General features: G+C 65.9%; 15 protein-coding genes and 1 pseudogene. 7 read left to right on the top strand and 9 right to left on the bottom strand.

Going from position 1 to position 16,426, the window contains the following annotated elements; genetic code table 11:
* A pseudogene (locus tag QOD90_RS13505) lies at window positions 1-723 on the top strand (ABC transporter); the annotation flags it as partial.
* Here the strand turns inward: QOD90_RS13505 and QOD90_RS13500 are convergent.
* Both QOD90_RS13500 and QOD90_RS13495 read right to left on the bottom strand, forming a co-directional pair.
* Entirely contained in the window at window positions 720-899 is a 180-nt protein-coding gene (locus QOD90_RS13500) for a hypothetical protein (RefSeq protein WP_526350454.1), read from the bottom strand. The pseudogene QOD90_RS13505 and the gene QOD90_RS13500 overlap by 4 nt on opposite strands.
* Window positions 900-929: 30 nt before the next feature.
* On the bottom strand, window positions 930-1,850 hold the full coding sequence (locus tag QOD90_RS13495; protein ID WP_526350452.1) for an SDR family oxidoreductase: 921 nt from the start codon (window positions 1,848-1,850) through the stop codon (window positions 930-932).
* An 84-nt stretch (window positions 1,851-1,934) separates the two neighbouring features.
* On the opposite strand from QOD90_RS13495, the gene QOD90_RS13490 reads away from it, so the two are divergent.
* The 3 genes from QOD90_RS13490 (at window position 1,935) to QOD90_RS13480 (ending at window position 4,996) form a co-directional block, all read left to right on the top strand.
* Complete coding sequence (locus QOD90_RS13490) at window positions 1,935-2,501, top strand: TetR family transcriptional regulator (RefSeq protein ID WP_526350450.1); 567 nt, start codon at window positions 1,935-1,937, stop codon at window positions 2,499-2,501.
* A 233-nt stretch (window positions 2,502-2,734) separates the two neighbouring features.
* Window positions 2,735-4,519, top strand: coding sequence for a hypothetical protein (locus QOD90_RS13485; protein ID WP_526350448.1), 1,785 nt, complete (start codon window positions 2,735-2,737; stop codon window positions 4,517-4,519).
* A gap of 165 nt (window positions 4,520-4,684) precedes the next feature.
* Entirely contained in the window at window positions 4,685-4,996 is a 312-nt protein-coding gene (locus tag QOD90_RS13480; protein WP_526350446.1) for a hypothetical protein, read from the top strand.
* A gap of 170 nt (window positions 4,997-5,166) precedes the next feature.
* Here QOD90_RS13480 and QOD90_RS13475 read toward each other — a convergent pair whose 3' ends face one another.
* The gene (locus tag QOD90_RS13475; protein ID WP_526350444.1) at window positions 5,167-5,622 is read right to left on the bottom strand and encodes an STAS domain-containing protein; all 456 of its coding nucleotides are present in this window, start codon (window positions 5,620-5,622) and stop codon (window positions 5,167-5,169) included.
* Between the two features lie 162 nt (window positions 5,623-5,784).
* Window positions 5,785-7,026 carry a non-homologous end-joining DNA ligase gene (ligD, locus tag QOD90_RS13470; protein ID WP_526350442.1) on the bottom strand — a complete coding sequence of 414 codons (1,242 nt, stop codon included), beginning with the start codon at window positions 7,024-7,026 and terminating at the stop codon, window positions 5,785-5,787.
* A gap of 98 nt (window positions 7,027-7,124) precedes the next feature.
* On the opposite strand from ligD, the gene fadD2 reads away from it, so the two are divergent.
* On the top strand, window positions 7,125-8,816 hold the full coding sequence (gene fadD2 / locus QOD90_RS13465) for a long-chain-fatty-acid--CoA ligase FadD2 (RefSeq protein ID WP_526350440.1): 1,692 nt from the start codon (window positions 7,125-7,127) through the stop codon (window positions 8,814-8,816).
* Between the two features lie 27 nt (window positions 8,817-8,843).
* On the opposite strand, the gene QOD90_RS13460 is transcribed toward fadD2, so the two are convergent.
* Together QOD90_RS13460 and QOD90_RS13455 are read right to left on the bottom strand one after the other, a co-directional pair.
* The gene (locus tag QOD90_RS13460; RefSeq protein WP_526350456.1) at window positions 8,844-9,617 is read right to left on the bottom strand and encodes an MBL fold metallo-hydrolase; all 774 of its coding nucleotides are present in this window, start codon (window positions 9,615-9,617) and stop codon (window positions 8,844-8,846) included.
* A 69-nt stretch (window positions 9,618-9,686) separates the two neighbouring features.
* Window positions 9,687-10,622 (bottom strand): alpha/beta hydrolase, encoded by a 936-nt coding sequence (locus tag QOD90_RS13455; protein WP_526350438.1) that lies wholly within the window; start codon window positions 10,620-10,622, stop codon window positions 9,687-9,689.
* A 175-nt stretch (window positions 10,623-10,797) separates the two neighbouring features.
* Here QOD90_RS13455 and QOD90_RS13450 point away from each other — a divergent pair, with 175 nt between their 5' ends.
* Complete coding sequence (locus QOD90_RS13450) at window positions 10,798-11,589, top strand: SDR family NAD(P)-dependent oxidoreductase (RefSeq protein WP_526350436.1); 792 nt, start codon at window positions 10,798-10,800, stop codon at window positions 11,587-11,589.
* A gap of 145 nt (window positions 11,590-11,734) precedes the next feature.
* A complete protein-coding gene (locus QOD90_RS13445; RefSeq protein WP_526350434.1) occupies window positions 11,735-12,538 on the top strand; it encodes a transglutaminase-like domain-containing protein in 804 nt (267 codons plus the stop codon).
* 19 nt (window positions 12,539-12,557) lie between these two features.
* Here the strand turns inward: QOD90_RS13445 and QOD90_RS13440 are convergent, their stop codons facing one another.
* The 3 genes from QOD90_RS13440 to QOD90_RS13430 form a co-directional block, all read right to left on the bottom strand.
* The gene (locus QOD90_RS13440) at window positions 12,558-13,586 is read right to left on the bottom strand and encodes an aminotransferase class IV (protein ID WP_526350432.1); all 1,029 of its coding nucleotides are present in this window, start codon (window positions 13,584-13,586) and stop codon (window positions 12,558-12,560) included.
* Window positions 13,587-13,617: 31 nt separating this feature from the next.
* On the bottom strand, window positions 13,618-15,114 hold the full coding sequence (locus QOD90_RS13435; protein WP_526350430.1) for an amino acid permease: 1,497 nt from the start codon (window positions 15,112-15,114) through the stop codon (window positions 13,618-13,620).
* Between the two features lie 118 nt (window positions 15,115-15,232).
* On the bottom strand, window positions 15,233-16,228 hold the full coding sequence (locus QOD90_RS13430) for a LysR family transcriptional regulator (RefSeq protein WP_526350428.1): 996 nt from the start codon (window positions 16,226-16,228) through the stop codon (window positions 15,233-15,235).
* Window positions 16,229-16,426 lie beyond the last annotated feature (198 nt).

Genomic DNA, 16,426 nt, shown 5'->3' with positions numbered 1-16,426 from the left:
GCCACCTACACCGGCATGTTCGACGCCGTCCGCAAGGCGTTCGCGGCGACCGACGAGGCACGCCGCCGCGGGTGGAGCGCAGGCCGGTTCTCCTTCAACGTCGCGGAAGGTCGGTGTCCGACGTGCCAAGGCGAGGGCTTCGTCGCCGTCGAATTGCTCTTCCTCCCAGGCACTTACGCGTCCTGCCCGACCTGTCACGGCGCGCGGTATTCGGAAGAGACGCTGCAGGTGAGCTATCGCGGTCGCACGATCGCCGACGTCCTCGCGATGACCGTCGACGAGGCCGCCGACTTCCTGGCAGACGTTCCCGGCGCGGTGCGCAGCCTTGCGACTCTGCGGGAGGTCGGGTTGGGCTATCTGCGGCTCGGGCAGCCCGCCACCGAGTTGTCGGGCGGCGAGGCGCAGCGCATCAAGCTGGCGTCGGAGTTGCAGCGAGCCCGCCGCGGACACACGTTCTACGTCCTCGACGAGCCGACGACCGGACTGCACCCGGCCGACGTCGAACTGCTGGAGCGGCAACTACACCGATTGGTCGACGCGGGCAACACCGTCGTCGTCGCGGAACACGACATGGGCGTAGTGGCGGGTGCGGACTGGGTGATCGACCTCGGTCCTGGCGCCGGTGGTGCCGGCGGCCGAGTGGTGGCGGCCGGCACGCCGCATGACATTGCGAAGGTCCAAGAGAGCAGAACTGCGCCCTACCTCTCGGCGAGACTTCGCTAGGCGTCCTCGGCGCGGTGTCGTCCTCGGTAGGAGTCGGTGGCGGGCGGCGACTCTCGAGCCGGGGTCCAGCCGTTTCCGAAGAGTTCGAGGGACGGATCGCCGCTGATCGGCGTGCCTCCACTCGAGGCGCCGGCAGCAGGCGGTTCAGGCGGAGCCAGGTCGTCTCGTTCGGTCATCCACCGTATTTACCCCGACGTCAGCAGATGTCAAACGTCGAAGTAGTGACCATCGTTCAGATCGTCGAGGAGTCCAGGACCGGTGGGGTGCCAGCCGAGTAACTTGCGAGTCAGCACGCTGGACGCGGGGCCGTCGCTGCCGAGAAAGGGTGCCAGCCAACCGAAGTGTGCTCCCGCGTGCTCCGAGGCGATCGAAGCCGTGGGGATCTGCAGCTTTCTGCCTATCACCTCGGCGATGTCGCGCACGGGTACGCCCTCGTCATCGACTGCATGAAGCACCGAGCCTGCTGGGGCGCCTTCCACCGCGAGGCGGAAGAGACGGGCGGCGTCGGACCGGTGAACGGCGGGCCAGCGATTGGCCCCGGCGTCGAGGTAGCCCGACACGCCCTTGCCGCGGGCGATCCCTACCTGGGTGGCGACGAAGCCGTTGTCACCGTCGCCGTGGGTGGTCGGCGGAAGCCGCAGAACGGACGACCGCACGCCGCGAGAAGCCAGCGAGAGCACCAGTTGTGCGTTGGCCTGTCGACCAAGGGGACCGCCGCCGATGGACCCCGGATCGACGTCCCGGCCGTCCTCTTCGGTGGCCAACCTTCCAGGTGCGACGCCCATGACTCCGGAGGCGATCACGAACGGCCGGTCGGACCCCTCGAGCGCATCTCCGATCGCCTCGATGGCCTTCCGGTCCGCCGCGACGGCTCCGTCGAAGTCCCCGGAGAAGGCGATGTCGTGCTTGAACGCGAGATGAATGACGCCGTCCGCGGCTGCGGCGGCGGTACGCAGGCCGTCGACGTCGTCGAGGCTACCCAGGTGGACCTGCGCACCTGCGGCCTCGAGGGCGGCTGCCGATGCGTCCGACCGGGCGAGGCCGACGACCTGATGGCCCGCGCCGAGGAGTTCGGGAACGACGGCGGTGCCGATCCACCCGGACGCACCGGTGACGAGAACGCGCATGATGACCTCCACAATCTGATGTCAGTTACTGTCATCACCACCATAGCGGTGATGTCAGTCGCTGTCATCAACTAGCATCGCCGAATGGGCCGGTGGCAACCAGACGCGCAGGGCCGCCTTCAGCAGGCGGCGCTGGAGCTGTACGCCGAACGCGGCTTCGAGCCGACCGCGGTGGCGGACATCGCCGAGCGTGCAGGGCTCACGGAGCGAACGTTCTTCCGATACTTCGCCGACAAGCGTGAGGTGTTGTTCTCGGGCTCCGAGGCGCTTCGTGACCTGTTCGGAAGCGCGGTCGCGAACGCGCCGGACTCGCTGGCGCCCATCGACGCGGTGGGAGAAGCGCTCGCCGCCACCGCCACATTCTTCGACGGCCGCATCGAGCACTCGAGACGGCGCCAAGCGGTCATCGATGCGAATCCGAGCCTTCAGGAACGCGAGCTGATCAAACTCGCGTCGCTGGCGGCCGCTGTCGCGGAGGCGCTGCGCGGCCGCGGGGTCGACGAGGCCGCCGCACTGTTGACCGCCGAGGCGGGCATTGCGGTGTTCAAGGTTGCCTTCGGCCGATGGGTCGGCGAATCCAACGACCGTGAGCTCACCGACCTGTTGCGAGAGACCTTCGTCGGACTCAAGGGCATCGCGAAGGGTCGGTAGGCGCACGGGATCGGCAGGAAAATGCGTGAAAGCGTCTACGGCCGAGGGAAGATGATGGGGGCCAAGCAATCTGGCCCTGCTCGGACCCGGGGGGAAGCATGGGGGACGGATCCGCCGTTGGACCAACGACATCGGCAGATCGGCCATTGCCTGTCGGCAGGCTCGACGCGCTCAGAAAGGGCCTGCGGGACAGACGGCTCAATGAGATTGCGCCGGCTCACCGCGCCCTCGCCTTGACACTTATCGGGTTCAGCGGCGTCGCGGTGGTGCTGACCAGCCTGCTGATCTTCGGTCGTGGTCCGGTGAATCCCGCGAAGCCCGGATTCTGGTACGACGTCAGCGGAATGGTTATTTTCATCGGCCTATTGCTGCCACTGACCACTTTTGCCGGCGCGTTCCGCGCGCCGGCGGCACGTGGAGCTACGGGACGCATGTGGGCTGGCCTGGAGTGGTTGCTGCCGTATGGCGGCCTGGTCGTACTCGTCGCGTCGGTAACCCTAATAGATCTGAGTGCCTTGGCGTCCAAGGTAGGCATGGTGGCATCGCTGGGTCTGTGGTTCTGTCTCGCCGTCACTAGCGTGTACGTGCTACACCGCTTCGGGCGCGCGACACCTGACTTGCTGGATCCGAAACGTACTGCTGCAGTCGGCGTTCCGACGTTACTCACGCTCACGCTCGTACTCGTCGTTCTAATCGCCGAGGGCAGTGAGTCGGTGGTGACCGTGATGTTGAAGCCCGCACTCGTGCTTGCGGCCCTTACCTCGGTTGTCTTCCTGCCTGCTGTCGCCGTCGGTGGAGCAGCCAAGGGCTTGGACGCCATTCGCAACCGCGGTGAACGTGGCGTCCGGTTCCTACGGGTGAGACCCTGGCAAGTAGTGACCCTCGGCGTGGTGAAGATAGGAGTCATCGTCATTCTGTGGGCGCTGTCGCGGAGTCGGTCGCCCACACACTCTCCACTCGGCTCGTCGCTGGGGGCATGGCTGCTGGCCGGCGGAACGGCCCTGGCAGTCACGGTGCTGTTCGGCGTCAACCATCGCGTCCGCCTGAACAAGTCGGACCACCTGACCGTGTCGCGAACGGCGGGGATCCTGGTCGGCGGGTCGCTTGCCCCCCTCGTCGCCCTATGCATCGTCGTCGCGATATCTCTGGTGTTGGTCCGGCAGCCAGTGATGCTGATCGGGGTCGCAGCCGTGATCGGGATCGCGTTGCTTGCGGGCAGGGCACGCGCCCATCGAGCGCGACTCGTCGCGTATGCCTCCGCCGCGATCGTCGCAATGGGTGCAGCGGTCCTCATTCCCAGGCCGGTTCGCGTCGGAGGGACACCATCGCCGGAATTCGGGCTGACCATCCTCGTCGGCGGGGCAGTGATAGGCGTCGGCCTATTGGCAGGCGTGGCGGCGATCGTCGTCATCGCCATCAGGCGGCGACGGTATGCGTGGTTGATCTACCTCGGCGCCGTGTTGTCGTGGATCCTCGTGATCGCAGGGTTGAAGCCGTTGTGGGCAGCGGACATGGAACTTCTCAACTTCGACCTGGCGCTGTCGATTCTTCTGACGGGCGCTGCCGTCCTGCTCGCGGTCAAACTGCAGACCACAATCGATGCCTTCGAGATCACCGTGACGTTCGCCGTCATGTTCCTGGTCATCGAGGTCCCGTTGATCGGCGCCTTGATGCCGGCACCGGACCAAGCGAAGCTCTGGCTGGCGGTGTTCGCGCTGGCGGGCGCCGCAATCGGCACCGTCTGGAGCCTGACGGCGGCGTTGGCGCGCGCCTCGGAACGGAGTTCTGCGGTGGTTCGTTTGGCCACGTCTACCCTGCTCTACTACCTCTTTCTCGCGTTGGCTTGGTTGTTGCCGCCCGCGTCGACCGACGCGATCAAGTCAATCCCCGGTGCGGTCCAGCCCTTTCTGACGATTCCCCTGGTGCTTCTCCTGGTGGCCGCCGGCGAAGCCGCCATGAAGTCGGACGACGAGGGAGTGCCACCTGTCACGCACCCTTCATTCCCCGAACCGCGGTGACAAGATGCACACGCTCTACACAGCATCTGCTTATGGGAGGCGGCGTATCGTCCATAATTAGGAAGTCGATATAACTAATTGTCGCTTCCGTTATCCCGGAACGGCTTTGGACCGAGTGGACGATCCAGGTTCGCTGCTTCCGGTACTAGGCAAGCAGAGGTTCAGATGATCGACTTGAAGGCAATCGCCGCAGGAACTGCCATCGCGGGAGCGCTTGGATTCGCAGCACTCGGCATCGGCACGGGAGTGGCCAACGCCGCTCCTTCACCCATCGCGACCCAGACTGCCTGGGCGGAGGACCCCGGCTGGGGCCACGGGCCAGGACCCTGGGGCGACCACGGCCGCGACCGCGGCTGGAACAACGGTCCGGGTTGGGGTCCGCCACCGCCACCGGCGTACGACTACGGCGGCTACGGATACGGCGGCGGTGGCTGCATCACCGGTCCATTGGGACTGCTTCACTTCGGCAACTGCTAGCGAAACGCCCACCTCCGAGCGGAGTCGCTCGGAGGTGGGCGTTTCGTCGTTAGCGGGCGAACCGGGACCCGGAAGTCAGCGGGCGGGGTGCGCCAGGGTGGGCTTGTGGTGGCGCTGCAGGAGGAACCTCAGCCAGCGGACGTCAATCAACATGTCGTAATCCCTTCCGCTCAGGCGGACTTGGTGAGGATGGGGAGAATGCGACGGCGCTCGCCTGCGACATCCGAGAAGTGGTGCAGCGCTTCGGGAACCGATGCAGTCGCAGGAAAGACGTCGTCGACGCCGCAGAGCCGAAGCGTCCGCGACACCGGCTGGCTGACGATGAGCGACCACTCGTCGCCCGCCGCGTAGCAGGTCTCGTCGATGGCGTCGAGCAACCCGATGCCCTGCGCAGCGAATGAGGTCACGCCACTCAGATCGAGGATGAATGGCTTCTCCGCGATGATGCAGCCCTTTGCCTCGGTCACGACGAGACCGACGTTCACCTCGTCGATGGCACCGGTGATGGTCAGCACGGTCGCAAGCTGGCGGCATTGCTTGTGAAGCTCGGCGCCGTTGCACTCGACCGACGGATTTCCATAGCGGAAGCGGGAATTCGATGCTGAGCTGGTGCTCGTTGCGGTCATGGCACTGCCTCCCTTCGGTAGTTGCCGAATGAGAAGGCGGCGATGCCGTCACTTCGACTTGAAAGCGACGTTATGCGGCGAAGTTAAGGTACCGGGGAGTAACTCCTAAAACATCGTTAAGAGTCCGCCGCGACGCCGGTCAGCAAACGGTTCTGTCGCTGATCAGCCCCTGCGCCACTGGCCGCCCGAGTATCCCTCCCACGGGGAGTAGTCCGCGATGAGCTCTTCCTGCGGTGGCCGTCGTTCCTCGGGCACGTGCTGAAGATTGATGCGCACGCGGTACCAGATCGAGCTGGGGCCACGCATGCCGTCGACCAGCACGTCGATCGCTTCCAGCCGCTCGGCGGCCGACGCGTACTTCGCCTTCCACGTGTCCAGGGCGGCCATCGCCTCGTCCTTCGTCTTGGTCCTGGCGATTTCGATCAGCGGCATCGTGGAGACTCTGTGACCGGGTCCGCCATTCCCCCGTCGCGCACCCTTGGGCGCCTTCTCGGCTGGACCCAGTTCCTTCGCAAGGGCAAGCAGACCCTCGAGGCCGCCGCGCGCGCCCTCCATGCCCTCCCAAGGGTCGCCGATGTCGGCGTAGCGCCCTGGCACCGTCGCCACCGTGAACGCCTCTGCCCTGCAGTTTGGAACCTCGTCCCAGCGCAGCGGGGTGGAGACCCTGGCGTCGGGTCGCGAACGCACCGAGTACGCCGATGCGACGGTCCTGTCCTTGGCGTTCTGGTTGAAGTCGACGAAGACGCCCTCGCGCTCCTCCTTCCACCACCGGCTGGTCGCCAAATCCGGTGCGCGCCTCTCGACTTCGCGCGCGATCGTCTCGGCCGCCAGCCGCACCTGCTTGTAGGGCCAGTTCGGTTCGATGCGGGCATAGATGTGGAAGCCTCGCGAGCCCGACGTCTTGGGCCACGCGGTCAGGCCGTAGTCAGTCAGTACGTCGCGCGCCACCAACGCCACGTCGACGATCTGCTGCCATTCCACGCCGGGCATCGGATCGAGATCGACGCGCAACTCGTCGGGGTGCTCCAGGTCGTTGGCCAGGACCGGATGGGGGTTGAGGTCGACGCAGCCGAGGTTCACCGCCCACGCCAGACCCGCCGCATCGTCGATGACGGCTTCCTTGGCCGACGTGCCGGACGCGTACTTCAACTCGGCGACGTTGACCCAATCGGGTCGGTTCTCGGGCGCCCGCTTCTGGAAGACGGCCTCCTGCGCGATGCCCTTGACGAACCGCTTGAGGATCATCGGGCGCCCCGCCACCCCACGCAAGGCGCCATCGGCGACCGACAGGTAGTACTCGATGAGGGCCAGCTTGGTCACGCCCGCCTCCGGGAAGACGACCTTGTCGGGGTTGGTGACGCGCAGCGTGCGGCCGCCGATGTCCATCGACAGCGAAGACGCCATGTCGCCAATGTTAGTTGTGGGGCGTTGGGGCGAGCGAAGCGACGGGAGATGCGGAGTAGTCGGGCCCGCGTGCGACGGGCGTCACATATTGTGGGGTCATGCCCAACCTCACTGAGCTCCCTCTGCAGGCAGCGGCCAAGGTGCAACAGTATTTGGAGCGCGGCTCGGCCGAGCTGCACTACGCCAGGAAGATGTTCGAGGCCGGTGCGCTCAAGCTGGAGGCGCCTCAGCACACCGTCGCGATGCTCGCCGACATCAGGCGCTGGGGCGAGTTCGGAATGATCCCGGCGCTCAACGCCCGTCGAAATCCCAATGGCACGGCCATCATCGACGATGATGGTGAGCTCACGTTCAAGGAACTCGACGACGCCGCCAATGCGGTCGCCAACGGACTATTGCAGCTCGGCGTCAAGGGTGGCGACGGAGTCGCACTGCTGATCCGCAACCATCGCTGGTTTCTCATCGGGCTGTACGGCGCAGCCAAGGTCGGCGTCAAGTTGATCCTGCTCAACAGCGAATTCTCGGGTCCTCAGATCAAGGAGGTCTCCGAGCGCGAGGGAGCCCGGTTGATCATCCACGACGACGAGTACACCAAGGCGTGCTCGGCGGCCAGCCCCGAACTGGGGAAGCTGCGCGCACTGCCGACCAACCCCGACAACGACGAGCCGTCGGAGAGCGCCGACGAGACGCTGGCCGATCTGATCGCCCGCAGCGAGTCGAAGCCGCCGCCGAAGTCCACCGCGCACTCGAAGATCATCATCCTGACCAGCGGAACGACCGGTACGCCCAAGGGCGCCAACCGGAGCAGCCCGCCGTCGCTGGCGCCCATCGGCGGCGTGCTCTCGCACGTGCCCTTCAAGGCAGGTGAGGTGACCTCGCTTCCGGCCCCGATGTTCCATGCGCTCGGCTTCCTGCACGCCACCATCGCGATGATGTTGGGCAGCACGCTGGTGCTGCGCAGGCGATTCAAGCCGGCCACGGTGCTCGCCGACATCGAGAAGAACAACGTGACGGCCCTGGTCGTGGTGCCGGTGATGCTGTCGCGCATCCTGGACGAGCTCGAGAAGACCAGCCCCAAGCCCAACCTTTCGAGCCTGCGCATCGTCTTCGTGTCCGGGTCCCAGCTCGGTGGCGAGCTCGCTACCCGCGCGCTCAAGGATCTCGGCCCCGTCGTCTACAACCTGTACGGCTCCACGGAGATCGCGTTCGCGACCATCGCCAGGCCCAAGGACCTCTCGATCAACCCCTCGACGGTGGGACCCGTCGTCAAGGGGGTCAAGGTCAAGCTGTTCGACGACAACGGCAAGGAGGTGGCCAAGGGCGAGGTCGGCCGCATCTTCGTCGGCAACACCTTCCCGTTCGAGGGCTATACCGGCGGCGGCCACAAGGCGATCATCGACGGTCTGATGTCCTCCGGCGACGTCGGCTACTTCGACGAGCACGGGCTGCTCTACGTCAGCGGCCGCGACGACGAGATGATCGTCTGTGGTGGCGAGAACGTCTTCCCGGCCGAGGTCGAGGATCTGATCAGCGGGCACCCCGAGGTGGTCGAGGCCACCGCGCTTGGCGTCGAGGACAAGGAGTGGGGTCACCGGCTGCGTGCGTTCGTCGTCAAGACCGAGGGCGCCTCGGTCGACGAGGATGCGATCAAGACCTACGTCAAGGACAACCTGGCTCGCTACAAGGTCCCGCGCGAGGTGATCTTCCTCGACGAGTTGCCGCGCAATCCCACCGGGAAGATCCTGAAGCGCGAATTGAAGGATATCGAGGTCGGCGGAGCCGACGAATAGTCAGAGGTCGGCGGAGCCGACGAATAGTCAGAGGTCGGTCCAGTGGCCGCGCGGTGTCTTGTCGAGCAGGCCGCTGATGCCCGCCTCGTCGAACGCCGCGACGACGTCGTCCATGCCTTCGCTGAAGTGGGCCCAGGAGTCGAGGTGCGCCGCGACGACCACGCGCGCGCCCAGAACTTCGGCGGCCGCCGCGGCCCGAGCGCTCGTCAGGGTCAACGGGCGACCGCGTTCCTTCGACGGGACCCTCGCCGCACCGACGAACAGCACCGCGACGTCGATCGCGCCGACCCTGTCGGCCACTGACTTCACCGCCGCGAGCGAAGCGTTGTCGCCACTGAGGTAGATGGTCGGCAGTGCCTCCCCGGCCAAGACGAATCCGGTGACCTCGCAGTTGACGTGGCCGTCCTCGTTGCGTGCGCCGTCCGCCGGCCCGTGCACGGCCGGAACGGTTTGCACCCGAAGGCCGCCGATCTCGATCGTCTGCCATGGCGCCAATCCCCGAGCGTGCGGCCCGAGTCGTTGCGCCGCACCAGGATTGGTGATCACCCGGGGTACGGACAATGCCAGCGCGCGGCCCGCGTCGTCGAGGTTGTCGGGGTGGTCGTCGTGGCTGACCAGCACGACGTCGACGACCCCGAGGGTGGCGGCCGCGACGGTCGGGCCCGCCGTCTTCGTCAGATAGGCATGAGGACCCGGCGGATCGAATGTGGGGTCCATGACGATCCGAAGCCCCGCGACGTCGACGACGACGGTGGGACCGCCAAGGACGCTGACCGCGCACCGACGACGTCGCTCGGTCACGACGTCGTCGGTGCCAGCCATGGCGCTCTCCGCTGGGGTCTAGGTCGTGGTCGGCTAGGTGGTGGTCGGCTAGGTGGTGGTCGGCGTGGCGCCAAGCACCCGCTGGATGTCGGGCTTCATTGCCTGCAACTGCTGACCCCAGTATCCCCAGTCGTGCGTGCCGCTGTCCGGGAAGTTGAAGACGGCGTTGTTGCCGCCGGCAGCGAGGTAGTTGTCCTGGAAGGTTCGGTTGGTCCGGATCGTCAGGCCTTCGAGGAACTTGGCGGGGAGGTTGTTCCCGCCGAGTTCGTCCGGCGTGCCGTTACCGCAGTAGATCCAGAGCCGGGTGCCGTTGGCGACCAGCTTCGAAAGGTTGACCATCGGGTCGTTGCGCTTCCAGGCGCTGTTCGGGTCTTCCGTTGGGCCCCACATGTCGTTGGCCTTGTAGCCGCCCGCGTCACCCATCGACACATTGATCAGGAATGGCCACGACCCCTCGGAGGGGTTCAGGAATCCCGACAGCGACGCGGCATACGGGAATTGCTCGGGGTGGTAGATCGCCAGCGTCAGCGACGCCGAGCCTGCCATCGAGAGCCCGACCGCGGCGCTTCCGGTCGGCTTGACCTGCTTCTCGCTAGCCAGGTACGCGGGCAGCTCCTGGGTCAGGAACGTCTCCCACTTGTAGGTCTGGCAACCGGTCTTACCGCAGGCCGGCTGGTACCAGTCGCTGTAGAAGCTGGACTGCCCGCCGACGGGCATGACCACCGAGAGGCCCGACTGGTAGTACCACTCGAAGGCAGGGGTGTTGATGTCCCAGCCGTTGAAGTCGTCCTGCGCGCGCAGGCCGTCGAGCAAGTAGACGGCTGGAGAGTTGGGACCGCCGCTCTGGAACTGGACCTTGATGTCGCGGCCCATGCCTGCCGACGGGACCATCAGGTATTCGACCGGAAGTCCCGGCCGGGAGAAGGCGTTCGCCGTGGCGGCGCCGCCGGTGATACCTACTAGTACGGGCAGTAGAACCGCCATGAAAGCCGTGATGAACAACCGGCGCACAAAGATCTCCTCAGCATCAGCGGGGGTCTAACCGTCACCTCGCGACGCTGCTCAGGCGGAACGGTCCTTTCCGAAACGGTGACACAGTCCCCTGTGAAAGCGTTGTGCGCCAGGAATAGTTCACCGGCAATGGTGGTAGTACTCCGGCGTGAACATCGACCTGACTGGCAAGACTGCACTGGTGACCGGCTCCACCCAGGGCATCGGCCTGGCGATCGCCAAGGGGCTCGCCGAGAGCGGCGCCCGCGTCGTCGTGAACGGCCGCACGTCGGCCCGCGTCGGCGAGGCGGTCGCCGAACTGAGCAAGGCCACTCAGGGGCAGGTGATCGGCATCGCGGCCGACGTCACCACCGCAGACGGTGTCGCGGGCCTTGTCGAGGAACTGCCTGCCGTGGACGTCCTCGTCAACAATCTCGGCATCTTCGGCGCGGTGCCTGCCCGCGAGATCACCGACGACGAGTGGCGCCGCTACTTCGACGTGAACGTCCTGTCCGCGGTACGCCTCATCCGCACCTACCTGCCGGGAATGACCGAGCGCGGTTGGGGCCGGGTGCTTCAGATCGCCAGTGACTCGGCGATCGTCATTCCGGAGGAGATGATCCACTACGGCATGTCCAAGACGGCGCTGCTCGCGGTGTCGCGGGGCTTCGCCAAGGACGCGGCCGGTACGGGGGTCACCGTGAACTCCGTGATCGCGGGACCCACCCACACTGCGGGGGTGGAGGACTTCGTCTATCAGCTGGTGGACTCGTCGCTGCCATGGGAAGAGGCGCAGCGCGAGTTCATGCGCAAGCACCGACCGCAGTCGCTCTTGCAACGCTTGATCGAGCCCGACGAGATCGCCGCCATGGTCACCTACCTGAGTTCGCCGCTCGCATCGGCCACCACCGGAGCGGCGGTCCGCGTCGACGGGGGATACGTCGACTCGATCGTCCCCTAAGCTCTGAGGCGTCACGCCGGTGTGAGCTTGGTCGGCACGTGTCCGATTCGTGTTTCGCCCGAGCCCGCCCCGGGTAACGATGAGCCGACGCGATGCGCTTACCGCGCTTCTGCCCAGTACGAGCACGGAAAGTCTTGGTGATCCCATGAGGCGTGAGGTCGGCGCTCAGCTCCAGGTCGAGGTCTTCGACCCGACGACCCTCGAGTTTCAGATTGCGGTAGCGCCGCAACCAGGTGCCGAGGTGACCGAGGAGTTGTCATTCACGTTGAATGGCAATGCAATCCAGCCGATCGAACTGGTCGGCCAGCACGGCACCCGGATTCACAAGTTCGAGTCGGGCACGGGAACGGTCCTGGCGAACTACCAGGCGACGATCATCGGCCAGGCCGAGCCTGCGCCGGTCACCGAAATCGATCTCTCCACCTACCTGAGGCCGAGCCGCTACGCGGAGGCCGACAAGTTCTACGGTTTCGCCGCAACGGAATTCGGCAAACTGGCGAAGTCATCTGCCCTACTCGCGAAGGTGTCGTCCTGGGTCGGGACTCGGCTGCAGTACGTGCCGGGGTCGAGCGACCCCATCGACGGTGCGGCCGACACCGTACTCGCCGGCCAGGGCGTGTGCCGTGACTATGCGCATCTGGTCATCGCCCTGCTGCGGGCGGTCAACGTGCCCGCCCGCCTCGTCGCGGTGTACGCACCGGGCTGCTATCCGATGGACTTCCACGCCGTCGCCGAGGCCTACGTCGACGGGCTGTGGCGGGTCGTCGACGCGACGTGTCTGGCGCCGCGGCAGTCGATGGTGCGCATCGCCACCGGCCGCGACGCCGCCGACACCGCCTTCCTGGACAACCACGGTGGCGCGATCAACCTCACCAGCATCAACGTCACGGCCTGGGTCGAGGGCATGCTCCCGATCGACTCCGTCGAAGACCTCGTCTCGCTGGGGTAGGTCCCCGCTGGGATTGGTCTCAGTACTGGATCGCCTCGATCAGCGGGCCTGGCTCATCCATCAACGCCCAGAAGCGATCTCGGATGGCAACGGTGACGGGGCCGGGTTCGCCAGCCCGATCCCCCTTGCCGATCTTCTCGCCGTCGAGGCTGTTGATGGGGGTGACCCCACCCGCGGTGGTGACGGCCATCAGTTCGTCGGCGTCGTACAGCTCGTGGCTGGTGACGTCACGCAGCGTGGCCTCGATGCCCATCTCGTCGGCAAGCTCGAAGACCGTCTTACGGGTGATGCCGGGCAGGGCGTTCCGCGACGGCGAGACGATCTTGCCGTCCTTGACGACGCAGACGTTGAAGCCGGGGCCTTCGGCCACGCAGTTGTCGGAGTCGAGCAGGATCGCGGTGCGAGCACCGCGGTCCTTGGCCTCGAAGCTCGCCGCCGTCAGGTCGCCCCACTGGTAGTTCTTGATGGTCGGGTCGACGGTGTTGCGGCCGGCCCGGCGGACGTGGCGCGGCACGATCGCGGTGGTGCCGAAGATCTGCTCCTGCGGAGGGAACGCCCACAGGTAGGGGATCGCGTAGATGTAGACCTGATGGGTGAGTTTGGACAGGTCCTTCTCGCCCTTCTTCTTTCCGTAGCCACGCGTCACGCTCAGGTTGACGAAGGACTCACGCAGTTGCGACATGGACACGCACTTCTTGGTGATCTCGGCCAGTTCGGCCTTGCTCATGCCGGCGTCGAGGCGGAGTTTGGCCGCTCCGTCCAGTAGTCGGTCGAGGTGATCGCCGAGCCGGAAGATGTTGCCGTGCCAGACATGCGCCACGGTGTAGGTGACGTCCGAGTGCCCGAAGCCGGTGTCGAAGATCGAGATCTTGGCCTCTTCGGCGGGGATGTACTCGCCTTCGATCCAGGCCACTCCGCCGGCGAACGGGCTGGTGGTGTCGAGCTCGTAATCGCTGTACTGGATCACCGAACCGGGTGGGGTGTCTTCGCGGATCGCGCCCGGCTCGACGGCGACGAGGTTGCTCGAGAGGCTGGTGGTGAGAGTCATTTCAGCTAATTCCTTTGCTGGCCAGTGAATTTCAGGAGGTGTGGGTCTTGGCGTAATCGGGCCCTGCTTCGCCGGTGGCGAGCCGCTTACGCAATCCCGTGCAGGCCCAGAGCGTGACGAGCACCAGCAGGCCACCGAACACGTAGCCGTTGCCGGCGAACTGCGGGAGGAGGATCAGCGCCGCGCACACGCACGTGAAGCAGATGGCCGCGATGATGGCCACCGGCACACGGGCCTTGCCGAGGTCGAACGTCTTCGGCTCGGGCGCAGGGATGGTTCCCCGACGGGTGGCGATCATCACCGCGACTGTCTGCAGGAGGTACATCGCGCAGACCGCCAGCGAGGAGAGCCCGAGGATGAGGAAGAACGCCTTCTCGCTGACTAGTGCGAAGAGCAGCAGGATCGTCGAAAAACCGAAGATTCCGAGCACCGCGTACGTTGGCGTGCGGTTCGACGGGGACACGTGCCGCCAGACGTGGGAGAACGGCAGCATGTTGTCGCGCGCCATCGAATAGGTCAGCCGGGTGGCGACCAGAATGTTGGCCAGGATGCACGCCAACACGTTGGTCAGGGCCACGGCGACGACGATCTTGCTGATGACCGGGCCGACCTGCTGGGTGATGATCTCCTCGATGGGCGCAGCAGTCGCGGCCGCAACGGCGTCGGCATTCTTGATCGCCAGCACGTAGACGACGTACATGCCGAACTCGATGACGATCGACGCCGTCAACGCGTAGAACATCGTTCGCGGAATCACGTGGCGGGCGTTGACGGTCTCTTCGGCGATGTCCGCGCTGGCCTCCACTCCGATGAGCCCGAAGAACGGGCCGAGCGACGCAGCCAGCCAGGCCAGGACGTACGGGGTACTGCCGTCCGACGTGCCGCCGGTGAAGAGCACCGAGACGGATTGGTGGTTGTCCGGCGAGGAGAACGCGACGATGGCGACGAGAATCGTTGCGCCGACGGTGATGACGAACTCAAGGCTTACGCCGATGTTGTTGACCATCGTGGCGAACCGCACGCCGTAGAGGTTGATGAGCATGCAGACCGCCATCACGCCGATGGCGACGAGGATCTGCGCCGTCTGGCTCATGTTCCAGCCGAACAGGCTGCCGAGGTAACCGGACAGAATGTAGCCGACGCCGGTCATGCCGCAGATCCAGCCTGCAAGGGCCAGCACACCGGTGAACAGCGCCATCGTCGAGCCGACGAGGCGACTGGTCCACTGGTACGAATAGCCGGCCAGGGGGATCTTCGCGGTCAGGTCGGCGGCGATCAGCGTCCAGATCACGAACACCGCGGCGGCGAGCAGCAGCGTCCACACGAAGGGTCCGCCCGCGGTGAAGTAACCCGCACCGAAGCCGGTGAAGACAGCGGTGGTCGCACTGATGGTGGCGAAGCCGATGGCGAAGGAGGCGAGCCTGCCGACCGAGCGGTCGAGCTTTTGGGCGTAGCCGAACTGAGCCAGCTTGGCGTCTTCGTCGCTGAGGGGGGACGGGGGAGTCATCGGTGAAGCGGTGTCGGTCATCGGGTGCTCCAGATCAGGTTTGGCAGGCCACGACCTCGTAGTCGAATGTGTCGAGACAACCGCATGGGGTGGCGGTGACGGAAGTTCCAAATACTGATCTATTGATAAATTCGACTTATCAGCTGTAGGTCGCCGGCCGTTCGGGTGATTGGCCTTCTTCGAAGTTCCACTCGTCGCGGACCTGACGGATGAGCGCGTCGGCATCCTTGCTCAACCGTGCGGGATGCCAGGCGAGCGCGGTGTAGTTGCGGCGTCGATCGACGATCGGGACGTACGTGATGCCCTGCCTGTCGTAGAGCCGGGCGCTGGCCTGGCTGGTGAAGCTGATGCCGAGACCGCGCGCGATCGTCGTGGTCTCCTCCTCGTAGGTGGAGGCGACGGCGGCGATGGTCGGCGGCCGTCCTCCGCGGGCGTCCATCGCCATCCAGTAGTCGCGCCAACGGCCGGCGCTGCCTGGCGCGACGACGATCGGATCGTCGAGGAGTTCGGCGATCGATACCTCGCTGCGTTGAGCGAATCGGTGGTCCCGTGGCAGGCAGGCCACCCAGTCCTCGGCGTCCAGGATCAGCATGCGGTGTTCTGGCAGGTCCACCGGCGGCCGGATGATCGCGACCTCCGTGGTGCCGTCGGCGAGCCCCGCGGTCGGGTCGGTGAAGTCGAATTCCTTTGTCTCCACTTTGATTTCGGGGTGAGCGGTTTCGAAGTGCCGGACCAGTCGGAACAGCACGTCGGCGCCGGTGCCGATCAGATAGCCAAGGCGGATGTGACGATTGCGCCGGGACAGCGCGACGAGGCCGTCGACGGCCGAATCGACGGCCCGGAGCGCGTCGCGAGCAACGGGCAGGAAGGCCGCGCCGACCTCGGTCAACGCCACTTCGCGGGTATTGCGGCGCAACAACGTCGCACCGGTCTGGTGCTCGAGTGCCTTGATGGCGGTCGACAGCGCGGGCTGGGTGATGAACAGCTTCTCAGCGGCACGCCGAAAGTTCAGCTCCTCAGCCAGCACGGCGAAGTAGCGCAGTTGGCGCAGGGTGACCCCGTGGTCGTTGCCGCTCGTCGCCGACCTCCGTCCGTCTGCCCGCCAGGCGATGATAAGCCGCCATTGCTCGACCACGCCGACTTCTGCAGGTGGGTCGTGGATGTCGACTCAGACTCAATCGGTCGCTGCAACACCTGATTCGGTTAGGGGTGTTGTCCGATGGGGTTTCGCAAGTACGGCAGCAAAGAGGTTCCCAAGTCCGCCCATGAGGAGGTTCTGGCGGCGCTGAGCTTGGGGTTGTCGCCTGCGGCGGCTGCCACGGTGGCGGGTGTG

It is taken from the genome of Mycobacterium sp. (assembly GCF_032161845.1).
GTDB lineage: Bacteria > Actinomycetota > Actinomycetes > Mycobacteriales > Mycobacteriaceae > Mycobacterium.
This window is presented reverse-complemented; position numbering and strand designations above follow the sequence as displayed.

Bases quoted from the DNA above. Each gene is read 5' to 3' on its own strand.
- QOD90_RS13500 (WP_526350454.1), bottom strand. From the start codon at position 899: ATGACCGAACGAGACGACCTGGCTCCGCCTGAACCGCCTGCTGCCGGC.
- fadD2 (WP_526350440.1), top strand. From the start codon at position 7,125: ATGCCCAACCTCACTGAGCTCCCTCTGCAGGCAGCGGCCAAGGTGCAA.
- QOD90_RS13435 (WP_526350430.1), bottom strand. From the start codon at position 15,114: ATGACCGACACCGCTTCACCGATGACTCCCCCGTCCCCCCTCAGCGAC.
- QOD90_RS13440 (WP_526350432.1), bottom strand. From the start codon at position 13,586: ATGACTCTCACCACCAGCCTCTCGAGCAACCTCGTCGCCGTCGAGCCG.
- ligD (WP_526350442.1), bottom strand. From the start codon at position 7,026: ATGGCGTCTTCGCTGTCGATGGACATCGGCGGCCGCACGCTGCGCGTC.
- QOD90_RS13480 (WP_526350446.1), top strand. From the start codon at position 4,685: ATGATCGACTTGAAGGCAATCGCCGCAGGAACTGCCATCGCGGGAGCG.
- QOD90_RS13475 (WP_526350444.1), bottom strand. From the start codon at position 5,622: ATGACCGCAACGAGCACCAGCTCAGCATCGAATTCCCGCTTCCGCTAT.
- QOD90_RS13490 (WP_526350450.1), top strand. From the start codon at position 1,935: ATGGGCCGGTGGCAACCAGACGCGCAGGGCCGCCTTCAGCAGGCGGCG.
- QOD90_RS13445 (WP_526350434.1), top strand. From the start codon at position 11,735: ATGAGGCGTGAGGTCGGCGCTCAGCTCCAGGTCGAGGTCTTCGACCCG.
- QOD90_RS13495 (WP_526350452.1), bottom strand. From the start codon at position 1,850: ATGCGCGTTCTCGTCACCGGTGCGTCCGGGTGGATCGGCACCGCCGTC.
- QOD90_RS13455 (WP_526350438.1), bottom strand. From the start codon at position 10,622: ATGGCGGTTCTACTGCCCGTACTAGTAGGTATCACCGGCGGCGCCGCC.